This is a genomic window from Rhodanobacter caeni, assembly GCF_039523575.1.
GTDB classification, from domain to species: Bacteria; Pseudomonadota; Gammaproteobacteria; order Xanthomonadales; family Rhodanobacteraceae; genus Rhodanobacter; species Rhodanobacter caeni.
This window is the reverse complement of record NZ_BAAAFO010000003.1, coordinates 654,704-677,058: the sequence shown is the minus strand read 5'-3', so window position 1 is coordinate 677,058 and position 22,355 is coordinate 654,704. Positions and strand designations below refer to the sequence as shown.

The window sequence follows — 22,355 nt, the reverse complement described above, 5'->3', positions numbered from 1 at the left end:
CAGTACCATTTTGGTCCCGATTCAACCCGGCCCGGTCCCATGCTCCGCGTCAGCCGATTGACCGATTACGCCACGGTGGTGATGGCCTTCATCGCCACCCATCCCGAGCACGTGCACAGCGCCGTGCAGATCGCCGAGGAAACCCGGCTGGAGCTGCCCACGGTGAGCAAATTGCTCAAGACGCTGGGGCACGCGGCGCTGGTGGAATCCTTTCGCGGCGTCAACGGCGGCTACCGGCTGGCGCGGCCCGCCAGCGAGATCTCGCTGGCCGAGATCGTCGAGGCGCTGGAAGGCCCGCTGGGCATGACCGAATGCAGCATCGCCGAGGGCCAGTGCGACCGCGAGGCGCAATGCGGCGTGCGCGGCAGCTGGCAGCAGATCAACCACGTGCTGGACAACGCGCTGCGCGCGGTCAGCCTGGCCGACATGATGAAACCGCCGCCGCCCAATCGACGCATTGCCATGCAGGTGATCGACAGCGCGCCCGTCCCCGCCGGCGCGGCCACCACGGAATGAAAGACGCCATGACTATCGAAACCAGCACCGCCACCACGCTCCGCGACAACGCCGATGTGGCCGAAGCCCTGGGCCGCAGCTACGCCGCCGGCTTCGTCACCGACATCGAGATGACCGGCCTGCCGCCGGGCCTGGACGAGGGCACCATCCGCGCGCTCTCCGCCGTCAAGCGCGAGCCCGAGTGGATGACCGAATGGCGGCTGGAGGCCTATCGCCACTGGCTGACCATGCCCAAGCCCGACTGGGCCAAGCTCAACATCGACCCGATCGACTACCAGGCCATCAGCTACTACGCCGCACCCAAGAAGCAGCCCAAGTCGCTGGACGAGGTCGACCCGGCATTGCTGGAAACCTACGAGAAGCTGGGCATCCCGCTGCACGAGCGCGCCGCGCTGGCCGGCGTGGCGGTGGATGCGGTGTTCGACTCGGTCTCCGTCGGCACCACCTTCCGCAAGCAGCTGGCCGACGCCGGCGTGCTGTTTTGCTCGATGAGCGAGGCGATCCGCGAATACCCCGAGATCGTGCGCAAATACCTGGGCAGCGTGGTGCCCACCGGCGACAACTTCTTCGCCGCGCTGAACTCGGCGGTGTTCTCCGACGGCAGCTTCGTGTTCATTCCCAAGGGCGTGCGTTGCCCGATGGAACTGAGCACCTATTTCCGCATCAACGCGCAGAACACCGGCCAGTTCGAGCGCACCCTGATCATTGCCGAGGAAGGCAGCCACGTCTCCTACCTGGAAGGCTGCACCGCGCCCAAGCGCGACGAGAACCAGCTGCATGCGGCGGTGGTCGAGCTGGTGGCGCTGGAAGGCGCCAAGATCAAGTACTCCACCGTGCAGAACTGGTACCCCGGCGACGAGAACGGCAAGGGCGGCATCTACAACTTCGTCACCAAGCGCGGCGACTGCCGTGGTGACGACAGCAAGATCTGCTGGACCCAGGTGGAAACCGGCTCGGCCATCACCTGGAAATACCCGTCGGTGGTGCTGCGTGGCGACCGTTCGGTGGGCGAGTTCTACTCCGTCGCGCTGACCCATCATTTCCAGCAGGCCGACACCGGCACCAAGATGATCCACCTGGGCAAGCACACCAAGTCCAAGATCGTCTCCAAGGGCATCAGCGCCGGCAAGAGCTCCAACAGCTACCGCGGCCTGGTGAAGATGGAGAAGGGCGCCGACAACGCGCGCAACTACACCCAGTGCGACAGCCTGCTGATCGGCAAGCAGTGCGGCGCGCACACCTTCCCCTACATGGAAGTGAAAAACCCCACCGCCATCGTCGAGCACGAAGCCACTACCTCCAAGATCTCCGACGACCAGATGTTCTACTGCCGCAGCCGCGGCATCGCCGAAGAGGATGCCGTGTCGATGATCGTCGACGGCTTCTGCAAGCAGGTCTTCCGCGAGCTGCCGATGGAGTTCGCGGTGGAGGCGAAGAAGCTGCTCGAGGTGAGCCTCGAGGGCGCCGTTGGCTGATTGAAACGGGAATCGGGAATGGGGAATCGGGAATCGCAAGAGCTTCATGCGGCCCCCGAGTTCGCTTCTGACGGTTCCCCATTCCCGATTCCCCATTCCCGGATACTGAAATGCTGAAAATCGAAAACCTGCACGCCCGCGTCGAGGGCAAGGAAATCCTCAAGGGGCTCAGCCTCGCGGTGAACGCGGGCGAGGTGCACGCGATCATGGGGCCGAACGGGGCGGGCAAGTCCACGCTGGGCAACGTGCTTTCCGGCCGTGACGGCTACGAGGTCACCGCGGGCACCGTGACCTACAACGGCATCGACCTGCTGGCGCTGGCGCCGGAGCAGCGCGCCGCTGCCGGCGTGTTCCTGGCGTTCCAGTACCCGGTGGAAATCCCCGGCGTCAACAACACCTATTTCCTGCGCGCGGCGCTCAACGCGCAGCGCAAGGCGCGTGGCGAGAAGGAGCTCGACTCGATGCAGTTCCTGAAGCTGGTGCGCGAGAAGCTGAAGGTGATGCAGATCTCCGACGAGCTGCTGCATCGCGCCGTCAACGAAGGCTTCTCCGGCGGCGAAAAGAAGCGCAACGAGATCTTCCAGATGGCCCTGCTGGAGCCGCAGCTGGCGATCCTGGACGAGACCGACTCGGGCTTGGACATCGACGCGCTCAAGCACGTGGCCGACGGCGTCAACGCGCTGCGCTCGCCCGACCGCGCGTTCCTGATGATCACCCACTACCAGCGCCTGCTCGACTACGTGGTGCCCGACGTGGTGCACGTGCTGGCCAACGGACGCATCGTGGAAACCGGCGACAAGTCGCTGGCGCTGCAGCTCGAGGCACACGGCTACGCCGGCATCGCCGAACGCCAGCCGGCGGGAGCCTCGGCATGAGCGAGCCGGCAACCCTGCCGCTGGTCGCCTCGCTGGTCGATGCGCCGCTGCCCGCCAGCGGCATCGCCTGGCTGGATGCGATGCGGCGCGACAACCGCGAGGTCTTCGTCGCCGGCGGCCTGGCCTTGGCGCGGGTGGAAGCATGGAAATACACCGCGCTGCGTGGCCTGGCACGTCGGTCTTTCGCCGACGGTGACGAGGCGGCACTGACGCGCGCGGTCGACCCGACGACGCTGGCGTTGCCCGGCGTCGAGGGTGCGCGGCTGGTGTTCGTCAACGGCGTGTTTCGCGCCGATCTGTCCGTGCTGGATGCGCTGCCCAGCGGCCTCACGCTGCAGCCGCTGTCGCAGGCCCTGCATACCGATCCGGACCCGCTGCGCTTCGTGCTGTCGCGCCGCCACTACGAGGCCGACGAGGCGTTCACCCAGATCAACGCGGCGCATGCCCGCGACGGCGTGGTGCTGCGCCTGGCCGACCACGCGAAGATCGCCGCGCCGGTGCACCTGGTGTTCGTCGGCGCACCCGCCGAAGGCGACCTGGCCTGGCATCTGCGCAACGTGATCGAACTGGGCGAAGGTGCCGCGCTGAGCCTGGTCGAACACCATCTGGCCAGCGGCGAACAGGCGCATCTTGCCACCGTGGTCGGCGACATCGAGCTGCGCGAGGGCGCGCGCCTGCACCACGCCGTAGTGCAGCAGGCCGCCGCCGGCGCCAGCCTGATCCGCCGTACCAGCCTGCGCCTGCAGACGCGTGCGCACGCCACGCTGCACCTGGCCGAGCTGGGCGGCGCGCTGGTGCGGCACGACCTGCGCGCCGAGCTGATCGGCGATGGCGCGCAACTGGAAACCCGCGGCGTGTTCATGCCGCACGGTCGCCAGCACGTCGACACGCAGCTGGCGATCCGCCATCAGGCGCTGAATACCGCGTCCAGTTCGGTCTGGCGCGGCGTGGCCAGCGACCGCGCCCGCGGTGTGTTCCGCGGCGCCATCGTGGTCGCGCCCGGCGCCGATGGCAGCGATGCCAGCCTCAACAACAAGAACCTGCTGCTGTCCGGCAGCGCCGAGATCGACGCCAAGCCCGAGCTGGAGATCTACGCCGACGAGGTGAAGGCCGCGCACGGCGCCACCGTGGGCCAGCTGGACGAACGCTCGCTGTTCTACCTGCGTTCGCGCGGCATCCCGCTGGCCGAAGCGCGCGCCTTGCTGACGGCGGCGTTCTGTCGCGCCGTGCTGGACGATTTGCCGAACGAGGCGCTGCGCGAGCATTTGTCCGCGTTGCTGATCGCGCAGTTGCCTGCCTGAAGCTTTGCTCCTCCCCTGCTTGCAGGGGGAGGCTGAGAGGGGGTGGCGCTTTTGACGTTCAGATCAAGAGCGAACCCCTCCCCAACCCTCCCCTGCAAAGCAGGGGAGGGAGTCACACTCTTGGAACATCGACGATGAACGCACAACCCACGCCTTCCACCGTCTTCGACGTGCAGCGCATCCGCGCGGATTTCCCGCTGCTGACGCGCAGCGTGCACGGCAAGCCGCTGGTGTATTTCGACAACGCCAACACCAGCCAGAAACCGGCCTCGGTGATCGAGGCGATGGACGCGCACTACCGCCGCCACAACGCCAACGTGGCGCGCGCGGTGCATCAGCTGGGCGAGGAATCCACCGCGGCGTACGAGGGCGCGCGTGACAAGCTGGCGCGCTTCATCAACGCGCCGTCGCGCGATGAACTGATCCTCACCTCCGGCACCACCCAGTCGATCAATCTGGTGGCGTACAGCCATGCATTGCCGCGGCTAAAGGCCGGCGACGCCATCCTCACCACGGTGATGGAGCATCACGCCAACATCGTGCCGTGGCAGCTGGTGGCCGCGCGCAGCGGCGCCACGGTGAAAGCCGCGCCGATCAACGAGCGCGGCGAGCTGGACCTGGAGCAATACATCGCCATGCTCACGCCGGAGGTCAAGCTGGCCTGCGTGGCGCACGTGTCCAACGTGCTGGGCACGGTGAACCCGGTGCGCGAGATCGCGAAAGAGTGCCGCAAGCGCGGCATTCCGCTGCTGGTGGACGGCTCGCAGGCGGTGCCCCACAGGCCGGTGGACGTGCAGGCGCTGGGTTGCGATTTCTACGCCGTCACCGGCCACAAGATGCTCGGCCCCACGGGTACCGGCGCGCTGTGGGCGAAGCGCGAACACCTGGAGGCGATGCCGCCGTTCTTCGGTGGCGGCGACATGATCCGCGAGGTGCGCTTCAGCGGCACCACCTTCGCCGACGTGCCGCACAAGTTCGAGGCCGGTACGCCCAACATCGCCGGCTTCGTGGGCCTGAGCGCGGCCATCGACTATTACGACTCGCTGGGTTTCGACGCCATCCACGCGTGGGAGCAGCAACTGCTGGCCTACGCCACCGAGCGCCTGCGCGAGGTGCCCGGCGTGCGCATTTTCGGCGAGGCGCGCGAGAAGGAGCCGGTGATCTCGTTCCTGCTTGAAGGCGCCCAGGCCAGCGACCTGGCCACGCTGCTCGACCTGCAGGGCGTGGCCGTGCGCTCGGGCCATCATTGCGCGCACCCGCTGATGCAGTTTTTCGGCGTGCCCGCCACGCTGCGCGCGTCGCTGGCGTTCTACAACACGCGCGAGGAGGTCGACGCCTTCGTGGCGGCCTTGCTCAAGGTGCGCAAGCTGCTGATGTGACGGCACCGCGGCCTAATCGACGTACAGCTTCTGGCAAAGCTCGCAGAAGAACGTGCGCCGGTTGGTCTTGCCCAGGTAGGCGCGCTTGAGCGGTATGTCATGCCGCGGGCAGCGCCCCTGGTTGTGCACCAGCCAGTGCTTGCGCAGCACATAGGCTTTTTTCCAGGCCAGGAATTCGAAACTGTACGCGCGCGCCTGTTTCACCAGCTCGCCCAGCTTGCGCGGCGGCAACGCGCCCACGGTGGAGAGCGGATGCACGCGGATGCGGTACAGCACCTCGTTCTTGATGATGTTGCCCACGCCGGCAAATACGGTCTGGTCCAGCAGCGCATCGCAGACCAGCGTGTCCGGCATCGCGCGCAGCTTGCGCCGGGCCAGCGCGGGGTCCCACGCATCGGACATCACGTCGCCGCGCCAGTCGTAGAGTTCGTCCAGCTCGCCGTCCAGCAGGCGCACCGAGCAGCTGTAGAAATTCAGCTCGCCCTTGTCGAAGCCCAGGCTCAGCCGCGGCGCCGCGTCCTTGCGCTCGTTGATGCGGTAACTGCCGAACATCAGCAGGTGGATGCGAATGGCGACATCAGGCAGTTCGATCAACGTCTGCTTGCCGAAGCTGCGCAGGCTTTCGATGCATTTGCCCGGCAGGCGCGCCATGTCGATCTTCGCGTTGCCCTCCGCCCGACGGATGCGCTGGCCGACGAAGCCGGCCGCTTCCTCGCGCAGGATGACAATGGAGGGGCCTTCCGGCATGGCAGCTTCCGCAAGAATGCTTGGTGCATTCTTTCGGTGCCGGTGCTGAGGAAAGGTGAAAGGCGATGCTGGCGCGTCGTGTATGCGAGGATCGACAGCGCGCTGGCGCGGGTCGCCGGAACGTGACGCCGGTTGCCGCAGGTCATGGTGGCGGCATGGGCCGGCGCTATCATTCCCGCATGACCGACGCCGATCCCTTGACTTTCCGCGCGGCGCGCGCCGCCGACGCCGCCGCCATCGTGGCGCTGGTGGAATCCGCCTATCGCGGCGAATCCGGCCTGCGCGGCTGGACCACCGAAACCCATCTGCTCGACGGCCGGCGCACCAATGTCGATGACGTGCTGGCCTTGATCGCCGGGCCACACAGCCAGCTGCTGCTGGCCGAACGCGGCGGCAGGCTGATGGCCTGCTGCCAGCTGGAACGCCGCGGCGACAGCGGCTACTTCGGCATGTTCGCCGTCGACCCGCTGGCGCAGGGCGCGGGCCTGGGCAAGCGCGTGCTGGCCGAGGCCGAGCGCATCGTGGGCGAAACCTGGGGCTGCACCACGCTGCGCATGACGGTGATCGTGCAGCGCGATGAACTCATCGCCTGGTACGGCCGCCGCGGTTATCGGCGCACCGGCCAGTTCGAGCCGTTTCCGTATGGCGACGAGCGCTTCGGCATCCCGCGCCGCGACGACCTGCGTTTCGAGGTATTGGTGAAGCATCTGACGGAGGCCGCGGCATGAACGACTGGAACGCGCACGACTGGGTGCGTGTCGGCACGCGCAGCGATTTCCTGCCTGGCGAATACAAGGTCGTGTGGGACGGCGACACCCCGATCGCCGTGTACAACATCGACGGCGCGCTGTACGCCATCGAGGACACCTGCACCCACGACGGCGGCGACCTGGCCGGCGGCGAGGTGTTCGGCTTCGAAGTGGAATGCCCCCGCCACGGCGCACGCTTCGACGTGCGTACCGGCGCGGTGACGAAACCCCCGGCCTACGAGCCGATCGCCAGCTTCCCCGTGCGCGAGGAGGACGGCGCGATCTGGACCCGCGACGATCGCTGAAGGCTCCGATTCGCGATCTGGAAGGCCGTCGAACACGGCGCGCGGGCGACGCCTCGCATCCGTCCAGCCGCGCGTCATGTTGGTGCTGCTATGCACTTCGACGTGAGGCAAGCATTTTGCCGTCGGCCGATCGCGGTGGCATTGTTGCGATTGATTCTTATTTAGAGTCTAATTGCCCCATCTCGCGCGGCTGTCGTTGGCGCCGCGTTCTGGTCGAAAACAGCCGTCGTTCCGTGGCCTTGCCGCTGCGGGAAAAGGCTGCGGGTCGCAGGCGTCGATGGCACATTCCTCATCTCCACAACCTCCCACGACGTTGCCGCGCCGCGCGTTCTGGATGCGCCAGCTCTACCAATGGCACTGGATCAGCTCGGCGCTGTGCCTGGTCGGGCTGCTGCTGTTTGCGCTGACCGGCATCACCTTGAACCACGCGCGGCAGATCGAGGCCACGCCAACGGTGGTCGATCGCACGGCGACCCTGCCGATCGCGCTGCGGGCGATGGTGGCGGGCGAGGACGTGCGCAAGGCGGCGCCGTTGCCCGACGCGGTGGCGCGCTGGCTGGACGAAACCCTGGCGACGCGTGTTGCCGGCCGCGCGGGCGAATGGTCGGCGGACGAGATCTACCTGTCGCTGCCGAGGCCCGGTGGCGACGGCTGGCTCAGCATCGAGCGCGCCACCGGCGAGGTGCAATACGAGCTGACCCGCCGCGGCGCGGTGGCCTACCTCAACGACCTGCACAAGGGCCGCAACGCGGGGCCGGTGTGGGGGTGGTTCATCGACGTGTTTGCGCTGGCCTGCCTGGTGTTTTCGATCACCGGCCTGTTCCTGCTGAAGTTCCACGCCGCGCGGCGCACGTCCACCTGGCCGCTGGTGACGGCCGGGCTGGTGCTGCCGGCGCTGCTGGCGCTGCTTTTCATTCATTGACGAGGCCCATGCCCATGCGTCGTTTGTTGTGTTGCACCCTTGCCTTGCTGCTGGCCGCGCCGTTGGCGGCGGCCGAGCTGGACGTCACCGTGCAGATCCCGGAGCAGAAGGTGGCCGAATACCACCGGCCGTACGCGGCCATCTGGATCGAGCGCGCCGACCGCAGCGTGGCCGCCCACCTGGCGGCGTGGTATGCGCAGAAGGACAGCAAGGAAGGCGCCGGCACCAAGTGGCTGCCCGACCTGCGCCAGTGGTGGCGCCGCGGCGGTCGCGGTTTGTCGTTGCCGGTGGACGGGGTGTCCGGCGCCACCCGGCCGGCCGGTCAATACCAGCTGAAGTTCGTCGATGGCCAGGCGCCGCTGGGCACGCTGGCGCCGGGCGACTACACCCTGGTGGTCGAGGCCGCGCGCGAAGTGGGCGGTCGTGAAGTGGTGCGCGTACCGTTCACCTGGCCGGCCGCCACGACGCAACACTTGAGCGCCCGGGGCAGCAGCGAGCTCGGCACCGTCAGCCTCGACATCAATCCCTGATTCCCGCCGACATCCGGAGCAAACATGCACAAGCTCGCACTGAAATGGATCGCCCTGGCCGCCGCCATCGCCACGCCGCTGGCCGCCCAGGCGCACAAGATGTGGATGGTGCCCTCGGCCACCAATGTGGCCGGCACCGACCCGTGGGTGACGGTGGATGCAGCCATCTCCAACGACCTGTTTTTCCCCGACCACCACGCCGCGCCGCTGGAGCAGCTGGTGATTACCGCGCCGGACGGCCAGACGGCCAAACCGCAAAACGCAGCCACCGGCAAATACCGCAGCGTGTTCGACGTCGCACTGAATCAGCAGGGCACCTACAAGCTGGCGCTGGTCAACCAGGGCCTGTTTGCCCGTTATGAACTGAACGGCCAGAAGAAGCGTTGGCGCGGCAACGCCGACGAACTGGCCACGGCGATCCCCGCCGGCGCCAAGGACGTCCAGGTCACCGCCTCCAGCAGCCGCGTGGAAACCTTCGTCACCAACGGCAAGCCCAACGCCACCGCGCTCAAGCCGAGCGGGCAGGGGCTGGAACTGGTGCCGGTTTCCGGCGTCACCGACCTGGTGGAAGGGGAGCCGGCCACGTTTCAGCTGTTGCTGGACGGCAAGCCCGCCGCGGGCCTCAAGGTCAGCGCCATTGCCGGCGCCACCCGCTACCGCAACGCGCAGGATGAGATGACCGCGCAGACCGGTGCGGATGGCAAGTTCACGCTCACCTGGCCGCATCCGGGCATGTACTGGGTCAACGCGGCCACGCAGGACGACAAGAGCGGCGTGAAGCAGGCCAGCAAGCGGCGGCTGTCGTACACGGCCACGCTCGAGGTGCTGCCCGAGTAGCACGTGATGCCGTTCCGCCTGCCTTTCCTGATCGTGCTGATGCTGTGCACCGCCGCCGCGCCCGTCGCGGCGGCGCAGCTGCAGCGCCTGCATGGGCGCACCATGGGCACGACCTGGTCGGTGGTGGCGGACCTGTCGTCCGCGCAGTCGATGGAAGCCGTGCAGCAGGGCATCCAGGCCGAGCTGGATCGAGTGGACGGCCAGATGAGCACGTACAAGCCGGACTCCGACCTGTCGCGCTTCAACCGCGCGCCGGCCGGTACCTGGCAGCGGCTGCCGCCGGAATTCTTCACCGTGCTGCGGCATGCGTTGCAGCTGGCGAAGGACAGCGATGGCGCCTACGACCCCACCGTGGGCCCGCTGGTGAACCTGTGGGGTTTCGGCCCCGACCAGCGCCCGCGCCAGCCGCCGACCCGGCAGGCAATCGCGCAAGCACGCTCGCGCGTGGGGTGGTGGAAAGTGCAGCTGGATCCCGCCGCGCATCGCGTACGCCAGCCGGGCGGCGCGTACCTCGACCTGTCCGCAGTGGCCAAGGGCTACGGCGTGGACCAGGTCGCGCGCTACCTGCAGCGGATGGGCGTGCGTGCGTACCTGGTGGAAGTGGGCGGCGAACTGCGGGCGCACGGACGCAAGCCGGACGGCAGCGTGTGGCGGGTGGGCATCGAGCGGCCGGACGCGGCGGCCGGCGGGGTGATCGATGCCGGCGAACTGATCGATACCATCGCACTGGACGAGCGCGCCATCGCCACCTCGGGCGACTACCGCCACGTGTTCGAGGACGGCGGCCGCTACTACTCGCACCACATCGATCCGCGCAGCGGCTACCCGGTGCCGCACGAAGTGGCGTCGGTGAGCGTGTTGGCGGATGACTGCGTGCAGGCCGATCCGCTGGGCACCACGCTGAGCGTGATGGGCGCCGACAAGGGCATGGCGTTTGCGCGCTCGCGCGGCCTGGCGGTGTTGATGATCGTGCGCACGCCGCAGGGTTTCGTGCAGCGCATGTCGCCCGCGTTCGCCGAAGCGGTGCGCCCATGAAGCACGACCGCGCCGCGTCCGGGCAGCTGGCCACCATCAGCAATGCCGCATTGATCGCGGCATTCGCGCTGCTGGCCGCGCTGATGTGGTTCTGCCGTGCCGAGGCGGTGCAATGGCACGATCCGGGTCGCCAGTGCTGGCTGGCCGCGGCCTGGCTGCTGGCGGGCTGGGTGCTGCTGGCCGGCTGGTTTCGGCATCGCGGGCGGGGCGAAGGCGGTGGAACCGGCCCGGTCGACCCGATGCCGCAAAAGGCCGTCGACGTGCCCGCGCCGGGCGCGCCGGATACCGTGCGCGTGTTCTACGCCAGCCAGACCGGCCTGGCCGAGCAACTGGCGCGGCAAACCTGGCAGAGCCTGCAGACGGCCGGGGTGCCCTCGCGCGTGGATGCGATCGACGCCTCCACGCTGGCGGGCTTGCGCGAGACCTCGCGCGCGCTGTTCGTGGTCAGCACCACCGGCGACGGCGAGCCGCCGGACATGGCCGTCGCCTTCGCGCGCCAGGCGATGGCGAACGCGGCGGACCTGGCCCGCTTGCGCTACGGCCTGCTGGCGCTGGGCGACAGCGACTACGAGGACTTCTGCGGCTTCGGCCGCCAGCTGCAGCACTGGCTGCGGGCCAGCGGCGCCCAGGCGCTGTTCGATCCGGTGGAAGTGGACGACGAGGACGCCGCCGCGTTGCGCCATTGGCAGCACCACCTGGCCGCGCTGTGCGATGTGCGCGACCTGCCGGACTGGCAGCCGCCGCGTTATCAGCCATGGCAGCTGGTGGAACGGCAACGGCTCAACGCCGGCAGCCTCGGCGGCCCCTGTTTCCACCTGGCCATGCAACCGTTGCAGGGCGCGCTGTCATGGCAGGCCGGTGACCTGGTGGACATCGGCCCGCGGCATGCGCCACAGGCGGTGGCGTCGTGGTTGTCCGTGCATGCGCTCGATGGCGATGCCATGGTGACGTTCGAAAAGGAAACGCTGCCGCTGGCCAGCCTGCTGGCGCGCTGCCGCCTGCCGGCACCCGGCGAGGTGGCCGGGCTGGACGCGGCGGCGGTGGCGGCCCGGTTGCAGTTGCTGCCGCATCGCGAATACTCGATCGCCTCGGTGCCCGCCGACGGCGCCATCCATCTGCTGGTGCGCCAACAAACCGCCCCGGACGGCACGCCCGGCATCGGTTCGGGCTGGCTGACCATGCATGCACCGATCGGCAGCGAGATCGCCCTGCGGGTGCGCCGCAACGCCGCCTTCCATGCGCCCGCCGACGCGCGGCCGCTGATCCTGATCGGCAACGGCACCGGCATGGCCGCGCTGCGGGCACTGCTGAAGGAGCGCATCGATGCGGGTCGCCACCGCAACTGGCTGGTGTACGGCGAGCGCCAGCAGGCACACGATTTCCACTACCGCGAAGAGATCGAACGCTGGCTGGCGGCAGGCCACCTCGAACGCGCGGATTTCGCCTGGTCGCGCGACCAGGCCGAAAGCATCTACGTGCAGCACCGCCTGTTGCAGGCGGCCGATACCGTGCGCGAATGGGTGGCGGCCGGCGCGGCGATCCACGTCTGCGGCAGCCTCGAAGGCATGGCGCCGGCAGTGGATGCGGTGCTGGGCGAGGTGCTGGGCGATGCGGCCGTCGAGCGGTTGCGCGACACGGGCCGTTATCGCCGCGATGTGTACTGAAGTGCAGCCAGGGAACGTCTGGTCAATCTGACTTTGCTCGTCATTCCTGCGGATGCAGTAGCGCTTTTCAACAGTCCGAAGGACCGGTCAATCCAGTGCCTTTAGGGAAGTCTGGGCAGGCCTTCGCTCGCTGGGATGACGAGCAAAATCAGAGCATCCCTAAGCGTAGGCCCGTCGATGCTCGCGATGGGGCGGGTAATAGGCAAACACGTGGCTGTGGCTGCCGTAGAAATCCATGTCTTCGATGTGCTCGCCACCGAGGCGTTCGGCCAGCCGGTCGGAGGCTTCGTTGCCGATCCGCACCAGGCTGATCACCCGCGGCGCGTGCAGGCGGTTCCACACGAAATCCAGCGCGGCGTTGCCCGCCTCGGTGGCGTAGCCCTGGTGCTGGTGTTCGGGCTTCAGCATCCAGCCCAGCTCCAGGTCGGGCCAGCCTTCGGGATACATGAAACCCACGCGGCCGATGAACTCGCCGGTGCTTTTCAGCTCCAGCGCCCACATGCCGCAACCGCGCAACTGCCAATGGCCCAGCAGCATCGCCAGCGAGCGCCAGGCGTTGGTGCGGTCCAGCGGCTGGCCGTCGCCGACCCAGCGCGTGCTTTCGGGGTTGGCCAGCATCGCGGCGTAGTCGTCGAAATGCCGTTCGGTGAGCGCGGTCAGGCGCAGGCGCGCCGTCTGGAGGGTAGGTATCTCAAACATCACGATCAGCTTTGGTGGCGGCCAGCAAGCGGGCCAGCGCCTGGGTAGTGCTGGCAAGACTCTCGTGCCAGGGCAAGCCGGTAATTATCCCACCTGTGGCCGAATCGGCAAAATCCTCGCTTTGGCCCGGCGGCAGCAGGTGGCGGTAGTCCACCGTCAGCTCGGTGCTCGCCGGCAGGTCGGCCAGCGCGAAGACGAAACCCAGGTGCCACAAGCCGTTCGGCGTGAAGCTGTGGTTGATGTAGCACTCGTCGGGCCAGTCGGGCGACAGCGTGTAGCGGTCCTCGAACCAGCGCGCGCTGAGGTGCCATTGGGCGCTCAAGGCGGGCGAGGCGGCGATTTCGGCGTGGCGAAAGGTGCGGTCGATGCCGTCGGGCGCGGTCAGCACACGGCCCGCGGCGACGGCTTCGTCGAGAAACAGGCCCTTGCCCGCGCCGGGAATGGCGGAGGCGGCAACGTGGTAACGCGGCAGGATCATGTCCAGTACAGCGGCAGCGGGGCGCGCGAGTTTAGCGCGGCGGTGCGGCGGGTGGACGTTGGTTGGGGGTAGGGGTACTGGTCGGAGAAGAACAAGAACGACCCTCCCCTGCGCAGCAGGGGAGGGGGCAAAGCGGGTTCGGGGTTCAATCCTTGCGGGCGACGTGCTTGTGCTCGGTCGGCGCCGCGGCCGTATTGGCCAGCAGGATGGCGTCGCGGTTGCGCTCGATGGTGGCCTTGCCGATGCCCTTCACGTGGCGCAGGTCGTCGGCCTTCTTGAACGGGCCGTGCGCGTCGCGCCAGGCCACGATGGCCTGGGCGCGCGTGGCGCCGACGCCATCCAGCGACCGGGCGATGGTGGCCGCGTCGGCCTGGTTGATGTTGACCGGCGTGGCGGCAGACGCCAGCGCGGGCAGTGCCAGCGCGGCGGCGATAGCGAGGGCGGCGAGTGTGCGGATCATGGGTGGCTCCTTGCGAAAGTTCGAGGCGGCCGATGGCCGCCGCCCCACACTGGCCGCTTCGCGCGGCGTGCACAGCCGGACCGCGCGCAGCCGCGCCGTGCGCGTCGCGCGTGGGGAACTGTGAGGCATGACTTACGGCACGTCGGCGCAGGGCCAACCTATGCCGCTGATAGAATGCGCGTTTGACGCTGTTGGAGTTACGCGATGGATACTGCCCGACTTTCCCGCTATGTCGCTGACCTGTGGGACGCCGAAATCGTGCCGCAGCTGATCGAATACATCCGTATTCCCAACAAGTCGCCGATGTTCGACGCGCAGTGGGCCGAGCACGGCCACATGGACGCGGCGGTGCGCCTGATGGAAACCTGGGCGCGCGCCAAGCTGCAGCATCTCCCCGGCGCCACGTTGGAAGTGGTGCGGCTGGAAAAGCGCACGCCGCTGATCTACATCGACATTCCCGCCTGCGGCGCGAACGGCGCACCTGCCACCGGCCAGGGCGACGACACCGTGATGCTGTACGGCCACCTGGACAAGCAGCCGGAAATGACCGGCTGGGCCGAGGGGCTGGGTCCGTGGACGCCGGTGCTCAAGGGCGACAAGCTGTACGGCCGCGGCGGCGCCGACGACGGCTACGCCATCTTCGGCTCGCTGGCCGCGCTGCTGGCGCTGCACGACCAGGGCATTGCCCACGCCCGCTGCGTGATCATGATCGAGGCCTGCGAGGAGTCGGGCAGCTACGACCTGCCGCACTACGTCGACCACCTGGCCGCGCGCATCGGCAGCCCGTCGCTGGTGGTGTGCCTGGATTCGGGCTGCGGCAATTACGACCAGCTGTGGCTGACCACCTCGCTGCGCGGCATGACCGGCGGCAACCTCACCGTGCAGGTGCTGGAGGAGGGCGTGCATTCCGGCGACGCCTCCGGCGTGGTGCCGTCCAGCTTCCGCATCCTGCGCGAGCTGCTGTCGCGGCTGGAAGATCCGGCCACCGGCCGGATCAAGCCGCCGGAGCTGTACGTGGACATCCCCGCGCACCGCGTGGAGCAGGCGAAGCATTCGGCCCAGGTGCTGGGCGAGGACATCTTCAGCAAGTTCCCGTGGGTGGAAGGCATGCAGCCGGTCACCGACGACCTGGCCGAGCTGGTGCTCAACCGTACCTGGCGCCCGCAGCTGGCGGTCACCGGCATCGGCGGCATCCCGCCGCTGGAAAGCGCCGGTAACGTGTTGCGCCCGAAGACGGCAGTAAAGCTGAGCCTGCGCGTGCCGCCCACGCTGAGCGGCGCCAAGGCCGGCGAATTCGTGAAGCAGCTGCTGGAAAAAGACCCGCCGTACGGCGCCAAGGTCACCTTCGACCTGGAAAAGGACGGCAGCGGCTGGAACGCGCCGGCGCTGTCGCCGTGGCTGGAGCAGGCGGTGGACGACGCCTCGCAGCACTACTTCGGCGCGCCCGCCACCTACATGGGCGAGGGCGGCAGCATCCCGTTCATGGGCATGCTGGGCGAGAAATTCCCCAAGGCGCAGTTCCTGATCACCGGCGTGCTGGGGCCGCATTCCAACGCCCACGGGCCGAACGAATTCCTGCACATCCCCACCGGCAAGAAGGTCAGCATGGTGGTGGCCGAGGTGGTGGCGCGGCATGGCGCGCAGGGCGCCAAAGGTTGAAGCCCGTCTCCTCTTTCCCTTGGGGAGAGGGTTGGGAGAGGGCCGTCATCCCAGCGAAAGCTGGGATCCAGCGCCTCGGTAACCCCCATGAAGACACTGGATGACCAGCCTTCGGCTGTTGTAAAGCTCCTCCAGCGTTCGCTGGAATGACGAGTAGAAACTTGATCGGATCGTCCCTTACTCCCATGCCCCACTCCCATCTCGCCGCCAACTGGGCCGACGTCCGCCACCGCGTGGACGAAGCCTGCCATGCCGCCGGGCGCGATCCGGCCGAGGTGACGATCCTGCCGGTCAGCAAGACTTTCGACGCCGAGACTGTTCGCGCCGCGATGGCGCTGGGCCTGCACCGCTTCGGCGAGAACAAGGTGCAGGAAATCCGCGACAAGGCTGCCGCGATGGATGGCTGCGGCATCGAGTGGGTGGTGATCGGCCACTTGCAGACCAACAAGGCCCATGACGTGGCGCGGCTGGCCAGCGAGGTGCAGTCGCTGGACCGGGCGGACTTGGCCGCGGCGCTGCACCGGTGGCTGCAGGCCGAAGGGCGCGCGATCGACGTGCTGGTGCAGGTCAAGACCGCCGCCGAGGACAGCAAGTACGGCCTGGCCCCGGCCCAGTTGCCGGCCTTCCTGGACAGCCTGCGCGACTACCCCACCCTGCGCCCGCGCGGATTGATGACGCTGGCCACCCACTCCGACGACCCCCACGTGGTGCGCGGCTGCTTCCGCCAGTTGCGTGAACTGCGCGACCAGGCCGCCGCTCGTGGCCACGACCTGCCGCGCCTGTCGATGGGCATGAGCGGCGATTTCCCGCTGGCGATCGCCGAGGGCGCCACCGAGATACGGATCGGCACCGCGATCTTCGGCCCGCGCGCCATGCCGGCGGCCGGTCCAGTGGCGCCCTGAACACCGCCTCGATCTCGCCCGGCGTGCGACGGAGCCCACTGTGCGCGACGTCCCGGAAACCCGAAACGACGCAGTTCAGTTAACCCGGATCGAACATACGGCCTATCTCCCTTTGCTAAGTTCACCCCTTCGTCACGTCTTCGACACCACGCGAAGACGTTCCGTGAACCGCAAAAGGGGATAGTCCCGCATGCCAAGCCACCGATTGACCGTTGCCGCGGCCCTTGTTGCCGCTACGCTCTGCGGTCCTCTGCATGCTGCCGTCACGCACAGTGCCTATATCGATGTTCAGCCCGCCACCGCCCCTGCGGCCGTCCCGGCCGTAACGCCGCTGCCGATCTTTGCCAGCGTGCGGTCCCTGACCGGTGCCGATGCCGCCGCGTTCCCCGCGCTGCTGGCCCGCCAGGACACGGTGGCCGCGACCGGCACCGCGGCGGTCGAGCCGCCGCCGGCCGCCACCGCGGCCGACGAGGCCGAGGACGTCGCCGGCATCACCGACCTGCGCAAGGCCCTGATCGCCATGGCGATGAAGCTGCGCGATACGCGTTACGTCCGTGGCGGACGCGACCCCTCGACCGGATTCGACTGCAGCGGTTTCGTGCGCTACGTGTTCGCCCATGCGGTGGGCATGCAGTTGCCGACCAACTCCGCCGCCCAGTTCCTGGCCGGGCTCAAGGTCAAGCGCGCCGACATGAAGCCGGGCGACCTGGTGTTCTTCCGCACGAGCGGCAAGCATCGCGTCTCGCACGTGGGCATCTACATCTCCGATGGCCGTTTCATCCATTCGCCGACCACCGGCAAGTCGGTGGAGATCTCCAGCCTGGAGAGCGGCTACTGGGCCAAGCGCTTCGTGGGCGCCAAGCGCCCGGAAGCGATGGCGATGGCCGCGCACAACGGTTGATCCGCCACCGCCGAGTCCCGCGTGAAGCCGCCGAAAGGCGGCTTTTCGTTTTGCATGGCCGCCCCGATGCTTGTGCCATCGTCGTGGCCGCCCCATCTCATTGGGTTGATGCGCGCCGCACGGCGGCGCCCGCTGCCATGCTTGCCACCTGCTTCCCGGAATCCGCCGCATGCCCTCGAACCTGCCGCCTGTCACCCGCAACCTGCTGATCGCCAACGTCGTGGTGTTCCTGCTGCAACAGGTGTTCGGCGAAATGCTGTTGCAGTATTTCGCGCTGTGGCCGTGGGGGCCGGACCACGTGATGCAACTGTCCAGCGGCGCGCTGGCGTCGGTGGGTTTTCGGCCGTGGCAGCTGGTGAGCTACGCATTCATGCATGGGGGCGTGACCCATATCCTGTTCAACATGGTGGCGCTGTACATGTTCGGCGGCGTCATCGAGCGCACCTTCGGCGCGCGCAATTTCATCGTGTATTACTTCGTCTGCGCGGTGGTGGCGGCGGTGGCGCAGTTGATCGTGGTGCAGTGGTTCACCCACGGCTTCTATCCCACGCTGGGCGCGTCGGGCGCGGTGTTCGGGCTGCTGCTGGCCTTCGGCATGCTGTACCCGCACGAGAAGGTGATGTTGATCTTCCTGCCCGTGCCGATGCCCGCGTGGCTGTTCGTGATCGGCTACGCGCTGGTGGAACTGGTGATGGGCGTTACCGGCACCCAGGCCGGCGTGGCGCATTTCGCGCACCTGGGTGGCATGGTGGGCGGCTACGTGCTGATCCAATATTGGCGCGGGCGGCTGCCGGTCAAGCCCAAGGGGCGCCTGCTGCGCTGAAGGTATTACCTTGTTGTAGGAGCGGCTTCAGCCGCGACCGGAGTTGACGGTCGTGCGTGGTCGCGACTGAAGTCGCTCCTACAAAGAACCACTTTCAGCGCAACGCCAGGAAATCCGCGCTGACCACAAACCGCACCGCATCCAGGCGCAGCCGCGACAGCGGCAGGGCGGCCAGCAACTGGTTGCGTTCGTCGGTGACGGCGGCGATTTCCGCCTCGCTTACCGACGGGTTCACCGCACGCAGTGCCAGCAGGCGTGACAACTCCGCGTCCAGCGCCTCGGTGGCCTGTGCCACGGCTTCACCGATGCGTGCCTGGGCGCGCGTGCCGGCCAGTGCCTCGGCCCGTTCCAGCATCGGCGGCACCAGCTTGCCCAGGAATTTGCGGTAGCGCGGCACCTCGATGTTGCGGTCGGCGGCCTTGCGCAAGGCCACCTCGCTGGGGGTGAAATCGGCGCGTTCGGCCAGCTTGGTGTCCACGGTGACGATGATCGGCAGGCTGGGCAGGAATCGCTCCGCATCCAGCGAGCGGTCGGCCACGCATTCCAGCACGAACACCGCCTGCAGCAGCGCGGTGCGTGGCGGCAGCACGTCGTCGACCATGAAGGCGGCGTTGCCCTGCTCGCCGGACAGCGCCAGGTCCAGCGCGCCGGCCACCAGCGGGTGATCCAGCCGCAGCAGGGGCAACTCCTCGCGCGCCAGCGCCACGTCGCGGCTGAAGGTGACCGATTGCGGACCCTCGGCGAAACCGGGCAGGGCGTCGGTGGACAGGTATTGCGGATCGAGCAGCAGCACCTGGCCACCCAGCTCCTCGGCGTGGATGCCGAAGGTCTCCAGCAGGCGCTGGATGAAGCCGTCGCGGCCCGGGTCGTTGTCCTCGCGCGCGAAGGCCTGCTGCAGTTCGTCGGCATGCAGGTCGCGGCTGGCGGCCAGCTCCAGCAGGTGGTCGCGGCCGCCGCGGATCAGTTCGGCCAGCTCCTCGTGGGTGGCGCGGGTTTCGGCCAGCAGCGCCTCGAATTCCTGGTCGCGGTTGTCGTCGCCGCGGGCGTGTTCCTCGGCCAGTTCGGTCAGCGTGGCGCCGTAGCGACGCAGCAGTTCGCGGCCGTCGGCGGGGCTGTGGCGGAACGCGTCCACGCCCTCGTCGTACCAGCGCGCCAGCATGTGCTGGGCGCTGTCGGCCACGGCGATCACGTGGATGGCGATGTCGTGCCGCTGGCCGATGCGGTCGAGCCGGCCGATGCGCTGTTCCAGCAGGTCCGGATCCAGCGGAAGGTCCCACAGCACCAGCCGGTGGGCGAACTGGAAGTTGCGCCCTTCCGAACCGATCTCCGAACACAGCAGCAGCCGCGCGCCGTCAGGCTGCGCGAAGAACGCCGCATTGCGGTCGCGCTGCACGATGCCCAGGCCCTCGTGGAAACGCGCCAGGCCCACGCCGCTGCGCGTGCGCAGCACCTCTTCCAGCGCCAGCACCTTGGCCTGGCTGCGGCAGATCAGCAGGAACTTGTCTTGCGGATGCGCATCGAGCAGGGCGATCAGCGCATCCACGCGCGGGTCGGTGCTGTAATCGACCTCGATCGCGCCGGGTGGCTGCTGGATGTCGGCGTGGAATTCGGCCAGCAGCGATTGCTTCGTGGCTTCGTCGATGTCGTCGGCGTCCAGCAGGTGCCACACCGGCGCACGCTGCGGAAAACCGCCCACGCCGGCGCGGTTGTTGCGGAACATCGCGCGGCCGGTGCCGTGGCGGTCGATCAGCGCGGCCAGCAGTTCGCGCGCGTTGGCTGGCTTGGTCGAGTCGGCCAGCAACGCGGTGAGCGCGTCGTCGCCGCGGAAGGCCTCGGCCAGGGCGGCGCGCTGGTCGTCGTCCAGCGGTTCGCCATCGAGCAGGAGGTCGGCCACTTTCGACAGCGCCTGGTAGCGGTCGGACTCGGCCAGATAGACGTCCAGATCGTGGTAGCGCTGCGGGTCGAGCAGGCGCAGCCGGGCGAAATGGCCGCTGCGGCCCAACTGCTCGGGCGTGGCGGTAAGCAGGATCACGCCGGGGATCACCGCGGCCAGTTTTTCGACCATCGTGTAGCGCGGGCTGGCTTCGGTGGGCGACCACGCCAGGTGATGCGCCTCGTCCACCACCAGCAGATCCCACGGCGCCTGCAGCAGTTGCTGGGCGTACTTGGGCGAGTTTTCCAGGAAGCCGAAATCGGCGATCACCAGTTGCTCGTCCTCGAACGGGTTGCCGTGTTCACCCGCCTGTTCGAGCGCCTCGCAGCGCTCCTCGTCGTAGATCGCGAAGCTGAGGTTGAAGCGGCGCAGCAATTCCACGAACCACTGGTAGACCAGCGTGTCGGGCAGCAGCAACAGCACGCGCGAGGCGCGGCCGGTGGCGAGCTGGCGGGCGATGATCATGCCCGCCTCGATGGTCTTGCCCAGGCCCACCTCGTCGGCCAGCAGCACGCGCGGCGGACGCCGTGCCGAAGCGATGCCGGCGACACGCAACTGGTGCGGCACCAGCCCGATGCGGGCGGCGGCCAGGCCCCAGCTGGGCGAACGGCGCGCCAGCGCGCGGCGCTGCATGCCTTCCAGGCGCAGTTCGAACTGCGCCACCGGGTCGGTGCGGCCGCCGATCAGGCGGTCGTCGGCCTGGCTCACGCTCTGTTCGTCATCGAGCTGGCCTTCCTCCAGCTCGCGGCCTTCGCCGCGGTAGATCAAGAGCTCGTCGCGGATTTCCACCCGCTCGACCAAAAACGCGATGCCCTTGCCGGCCACCCGCTGCCCGGCGCGAAATTCCGCCCGCAGAAGCGGTGCCGAGTCGATCGCGTAGGGACGCAGCACGCCGGCCTTGGCAAACAGCACCTGCACGCCGCGTCCTTCGACGCGAAGGACAGTGCCCAGGCCCAGTTCGGGTTCGGCAGAGGAGATCCAGCGTTGACCAGGTACGAACATTGCGCCGCCGTGTTGCATTCGAGGGCCGACGATTATCCGCCGCGCGGTCCCTGCTGGGAACCTCAAAGAACTCCGTCGTTCCTGCGCAAGCAGGGACCCAGTGCCTTCAGGTGCTTGAGCCCAGGGGCACTGGATCCCGGCTTTCGCCGGGATGACGAGCCATTGGTCGGCATTTCGAGGCTCCCTGCTGGGAACCGTTGCGACGCGAGCCGGCGCGGGGACGTGTGCTCAGGTCTCGGCCCATTGCCGCAGCAGGTTGTGGTAGATGCCGGTCAGTTGCAGCACGGCGGTGGTGTCGGCGCCGGTGGCGGTGAGTGCCTGGATCGAGCCGTCCAGCTCGAACAGCAGGCGCCGGCGGCTGTCGTCGCGGATCAGGCTTTGCACCCAGAAGAACGAGGCGATGCGCGCGCCGCGCGTGACCGGCGCCACGCGGTGCAGGCTGCTCGACGGGTAGACGATGAGGTCGCCCGCGGGCAGCTTCACCTCGTGCTCGCCGTAGGTGTCGCTGACGATCAGCTCGCCGCCGTCGTACTCGTGCGGTTCGCTGAGAAACAGCGTGCAGGAAACATCGCTGCGTATCTGCGCGCCCGCGCCATCGAGCGCCATCACCGCGCCGTCCACGTGGAAACCGTATTCGCCGCCGCCTTCGTAGCGGTTGAAGCGCGGCGGCAACGTGCGCAGCGGCAGCGTCGCGGCGTGATACAGCGGGTGTTTCGTCAATGCCGCCAGCACGGTCTGGCCCAGTTGCCGACGCAGCGGCGAGGCGTCGGGCAATTGCCGGTTGTGCTTCACCTTCGCGCCTTGCGCACCGACGGTTTCGCGGCCGTCGGTCCATTCGGCCGATGCCAGTGCGGTGCGCATTTGCGCCACCCTGGGGGTGTCGAGGACGGCAGGGATGTGCAGGAGCATGGGCGGGTCCGCGGTGGTTGGCTGGAGCGGGATGACCAGACATTCGTCTGTTGAAAACCGGGATGGGGAGTAGGGAGTACGTGCATTCCCTCAACCGTTCGGGCTGAGCGTAGCCGTGCAGCGGCGAAGTCGAAGCCTCGCCGTGTGCTGGGCCCTTCGACTTCGCCGCTGTGCGGCTACGCTCAGGGAGAACGGCGTGGGAGCGTGGGGCACTTCACGCCCCTCACCCCTCAATCCTCGCCCTCAACCGAACA

General features: G+C 68.2%; 22 protein-coding genes. 16 read left to right on the top strand and 6 right to left on the bottom strand.

What is annotated here, in order from left to right; all coding sequences use genetic code 11:
• Nucleotides 1-39: 39 nt before the first annotated feature.
• The 5 genes from ABD017_RS11690 to ABD017_RS11670 all read left to right on the top strand — a co-directional run bounded on the left by ABD017_RS11690 (nucleotide 40) and on the right by ABD017_RS11670 (nucleotide 5,546).
• Complete coding sequence (locus tag ABD017_RS11690; protein WP_343882923.1) at nucleotides 40-516, top strand: SUF system Fe-S cluster assembly regulator; 477 nt, start codon at nucleotides 40-42, stop codon at nucleotides 514-516.
• An 8-nt stretch (nucleotides 517-524) separates the two neighbouring features.
• On the top strand, nucleotides 525-1,991 hold the full coding sequence (gene sufB / locus ABD017_RS11685) for a Fe-S cluster assembly protein SufB (RefSeq protein ID WP_343882922.1): 1,467 nt from the start codon (nucleotides 525-527) through the stop codon (nucleotides 1,989-1,991).
• A 110-nt stretch (nucleotides 1,992-2,101) separates the two neighbouring features.
• Entirely contained in the window at nucleotides 2,102-2,866 is a 765-nt protein-coding gene (gene sufC / locus ABD017_RS11680) for a Fe-S cluster assembly ATPase SufC (RefSeq protein WP_343882921.1), read from the top strand.
• Nucleotides 2,863-4,167: a Fe-S cluster assembly protein SufD gene (gene sufD / locus ABD017_RS11675; RefSeq protein WP_343882920.1), complete on the top strand. Its 1,305-nt coding sequence runs from the start codon at nucleotides 2,863-2,865 to the stop codon at nucleotides 4,165-4,167. Before sufC ends, sufD begins: the two co-directional genes overlap by 4 nt.
• A gap of 134 nt (nucleotides 4,168-4,301) precedes the next feature.
• Complete coding sequence (locus ABD017_RS11670) at nucleotides 4,302-5,546, top strand: cysteine desulfurase (RefSeq protein WP_343882919.1); 1,245 nt, start codon at nucleotides 4,302-4,304, stop codon at nucleotides 5,544-5,546.
• Nucleotides 5,547-5,558: 12 nt separating this feature from the next.
• Here ABD017_RS11670 and ABD017_RS11665 read toward each other — a convergent pair whose 3' ends face one another.
• Nucleotides 5,559-6,293 carry a DNA-formamidopyrimidine glycosylase family protein gene (locus tag ABD017_RS11665; RefSeq protein ID WP_343882918.1) on the bottom strand — a complete coding sequence of 245 codons (735 nt, stop codon included), beginning with the start codon at nucleotides 6,291-6,293 and terminating at the stop codon, nucleotides 5,559-5,561.
• A 179-nt stretch (nucleotides 6,294-6,472) separates the two neighbouring features.
• On the opposite strand from ABD017_RS11665, the gene ABD017_RS11660 reads away from it, so the two are divergent.
• From ABD017_RS11660 to ABD017_RS11630, 7 genes are all read left to right on the top strand, one after another.
• The gene (locus ABD017_RS11660) at nucleotides 6,473-7,021 is read left to right on the top strand and encodes a GNAT family N-acetyltransferase (RefSeq protein WP_343882917.1); all 549 of its coding nucleotides are present in this window, start codon (nucleotides 6,473-6,475) and stop codon (nucleotides 7,019-7,021) included.
• A complete protein-coding gene (locus ABD017_RS11655; protein ID WP_343882916.1) occupies nucleotides 7,018-7,347 on the top strand; it encodes a non-heme iron oxygenase ferredoxin subunit in 330 nt (109 codons plus the stop codon). The genes ABD017_RS11660 and ABD017_RS11655 overlap by 4 nt, the downstream gene beginning before the upstream one ends.
• A gap of 277 nt (nucleotides 7,348-7,624) precedes the next feature.
• Entirely contained in the window at nucleotides 7,625-8,269 is a 645-nt protein-coding gene (locus tag ABD017_RS11650; RefSeq protein ID WP_343882915.1) for a PepSY-associated TM helix domain-containing protein, read from the top strand.
• Between the two features lie 14 nt (nucleotides 8,270-8,283).
• A complete protein-coding gene (locus tag ABD017_RS11645; RefSeq protein WP_343883107.1) occupies nucleotides 8,284-8,799 on the top strand; it encodes a DUF2271 domain-containing protein in 516 nt (171 codons plus the stop codon).
• Nucleotides 8,800-8,823: 24 nt separating this feature from the next.
• Nucleotides 8,824-9,636: a DUF4198 domain-containing protein gene (locus ABD017_RS11640; RefSeq protein WP_343882914.1), complete on the top strand. Its 813-nt coding sequence runs from the start codon at nucleotides 8,824-8,826 to the stop codon at nucleotides 9,634-9,636.
• Between the two features lie 6 nt (nucleotides 9,637-9,642).
• The gene (locus ABD017_RS11635; RefSeq protein WP_425543721.1) at nucleotides 9,643-10,671 is read left to right on the top strand and encodes an FAD:protein FMN transferase; all 1,029 of its coding nucleotides are present in this window, start codon (nucleotides 9,643-9,645) and stop codon (nucleotides 10,669-10,671) included.
• Complete coding sequence (locus ABD017_RS11630; protein WP_343882913.1) at nucleotides 10,668-12,335, top strand: sulfite reductase subunit alpha; 1,668 nt, start codon at nucleotides 10,668-10,670, stop codon at nucleotides 12,333-12,335. Before ABD017_RS11635 ends, ABD017_RS11630 begins: the two co-directional genes overlap by 4 nt.
• Nucleotides 12,336-12,494: 159 nt before the next feature.
• Here ABD017_RS11630 and ABD017_RS11625 read toward each other — a convergent pair whose 3' ends face one another.
• The 3 genes from ABD017_RS11625 to ABD017_RS11615 all read right to left on the bottom strand — a co-directional run bounded on the left by ABD017_RS11625 (nucleotide 12,495) and on the right by ABD017_RS11615 (nucleotide 13,972).
• Nucleotides 12,495-13,034, bottom strand: coding sequence for a GNAT family N-acetyltransferase (locus ABD017_RS11625; RefSeq protein WP_343882912.1), 540 nt, complete (start codon nucleotides 13,032-13,034; stop codon nucleotides 12,495-12,497).
• Complete coding sequence (locus ABD017_RS11620) at nucleotides 13,027-13,512, bottom strand: SET domain-containing protein-lysine N-methyltransferase (protein ID WP_343882911.1); 486 nt, start codon at nucleotides 13,510-13,512, stop codon at nucleotides 13,027-13,029. The genes ABD017_RS11625 and ABD017_RS11620 overlap by 8 nt, the downstream gene beginning before the upstream one ends.
• 145 nt (nucleotides 13,513-13,657) lie before the next feature.
• Nucleotides 13,658-13,972, bottom strand: a complete 315-nt coding sequence (locus ABD017_RS11615; RefSeq protein ID WP_343882910.1) for a ComEA family DNA-binding protein — start codon at nucleotides 13,970-13,972, stop codon at nucleotides 13,658-13,660.
• A 204-nt stretch (nucleotides 13,973-14,176) separates the two neighbouring features.
• On the opposite strand from ABD017_RS11615, the gene ABD017_RS11610 reads away from it, so the two are divergent.
• The 4 genes from ABD017_RS11610 to ABD017_RS11595 all read left to right on the top strand — a co-directional run bounded on the left by ABD017_RS11610 (nucleotide 14,177) and on the right by ABD017_RS11595 (nucleotide 18,257).
• Nucleotides 14,177-15,631 (top strand): M20 family metallopeptidase, encoded by a 1,455-nt coding sequence (locus tag ABD017_RS11610; RefSeq protein ID WP_343882909.1) that lies wholly within the window; start codon nucleotides 14,177-14,179, stop codon nucleotides 15,629-15,631.
• A 185-nt stretch (nucleotides 15,632-15,816) separates the two neighbouring features.
• Nucleotides 15,817-16,533 carry a YggS family pyridoxal phosphate-dependent enzyme gene (locus ABD017_RS11605; protein WP_343882908.1) on the top strand — a complete coding sequence of 239 codons (717 nt, stop codon included), beginning with the start codon at nucleotides 15,817-15,819 and terminating at the stop codon, nucleotides 16,531-16,533.
• A gap of 349 nt (nucleotides 16,534-16,882) precedes the next feature.
• Nucleotides 16,883-17,434, top strand: a complete 552-nt coding sequence (locus tag ABD017_RS11600; protein ID WP_425543720.1) for a C40 family peptidase — start codon at nucleotides 16,883-16,885, stop codon at nucleotides 17,432-17,434.
• Between the two features lie 169 nt (nucleotides 17,435-17,603).
• The gene (locus ABD017_RS11595; RefSeq protein ID WP_343882906.1) at nucleotides 17,604-18,257 is read left to right on the top strand and encodes a rhomboid family intramembrane serine protease; all 654 of its coding nucleotides are present in this window, start codon (nucleotides 17,604-17,606) and stop codon (nucleotides 18,255-18,257) included.
• Between the two features lie 94 nt (nucleotides 18,258-18,351).
• Here the strand turns inward: ABD017_RS11595 and rapA are convergent, their stop codons facing one another.
• Together rapA and ABD017_RS11585 are read right to left on the bottom strand one after the other, a co-directional pair.
• Complete coding sequence (rapA, locus tag ABD017_RS11590) at nucleotides 18,352-21,192, bottom strand: RNA polymerase-associated protein RapA (protein WP_343882905.1); 2,841 nt, start codon at nucleotides 21,190-21,192, stop codon at nucleotides 18,352-18,354.
• A 228-nt stretch (nucleotides 21,193-21,420) separates the two neighbouring features.
• Complete coding sequence (locus tag ABD017_RS11585) at nucleotides 21,421-22,101, bottom strand: Fe2+-dependent dioxygenase (protein WP_343882904.1); 681 nt, start codon at nucleotides 22,099-22,101, stop codon at nucleotides 21,421-21,423.
• Nucleotides 22,102-22,355: the final 254 nt, after the last annotated feature.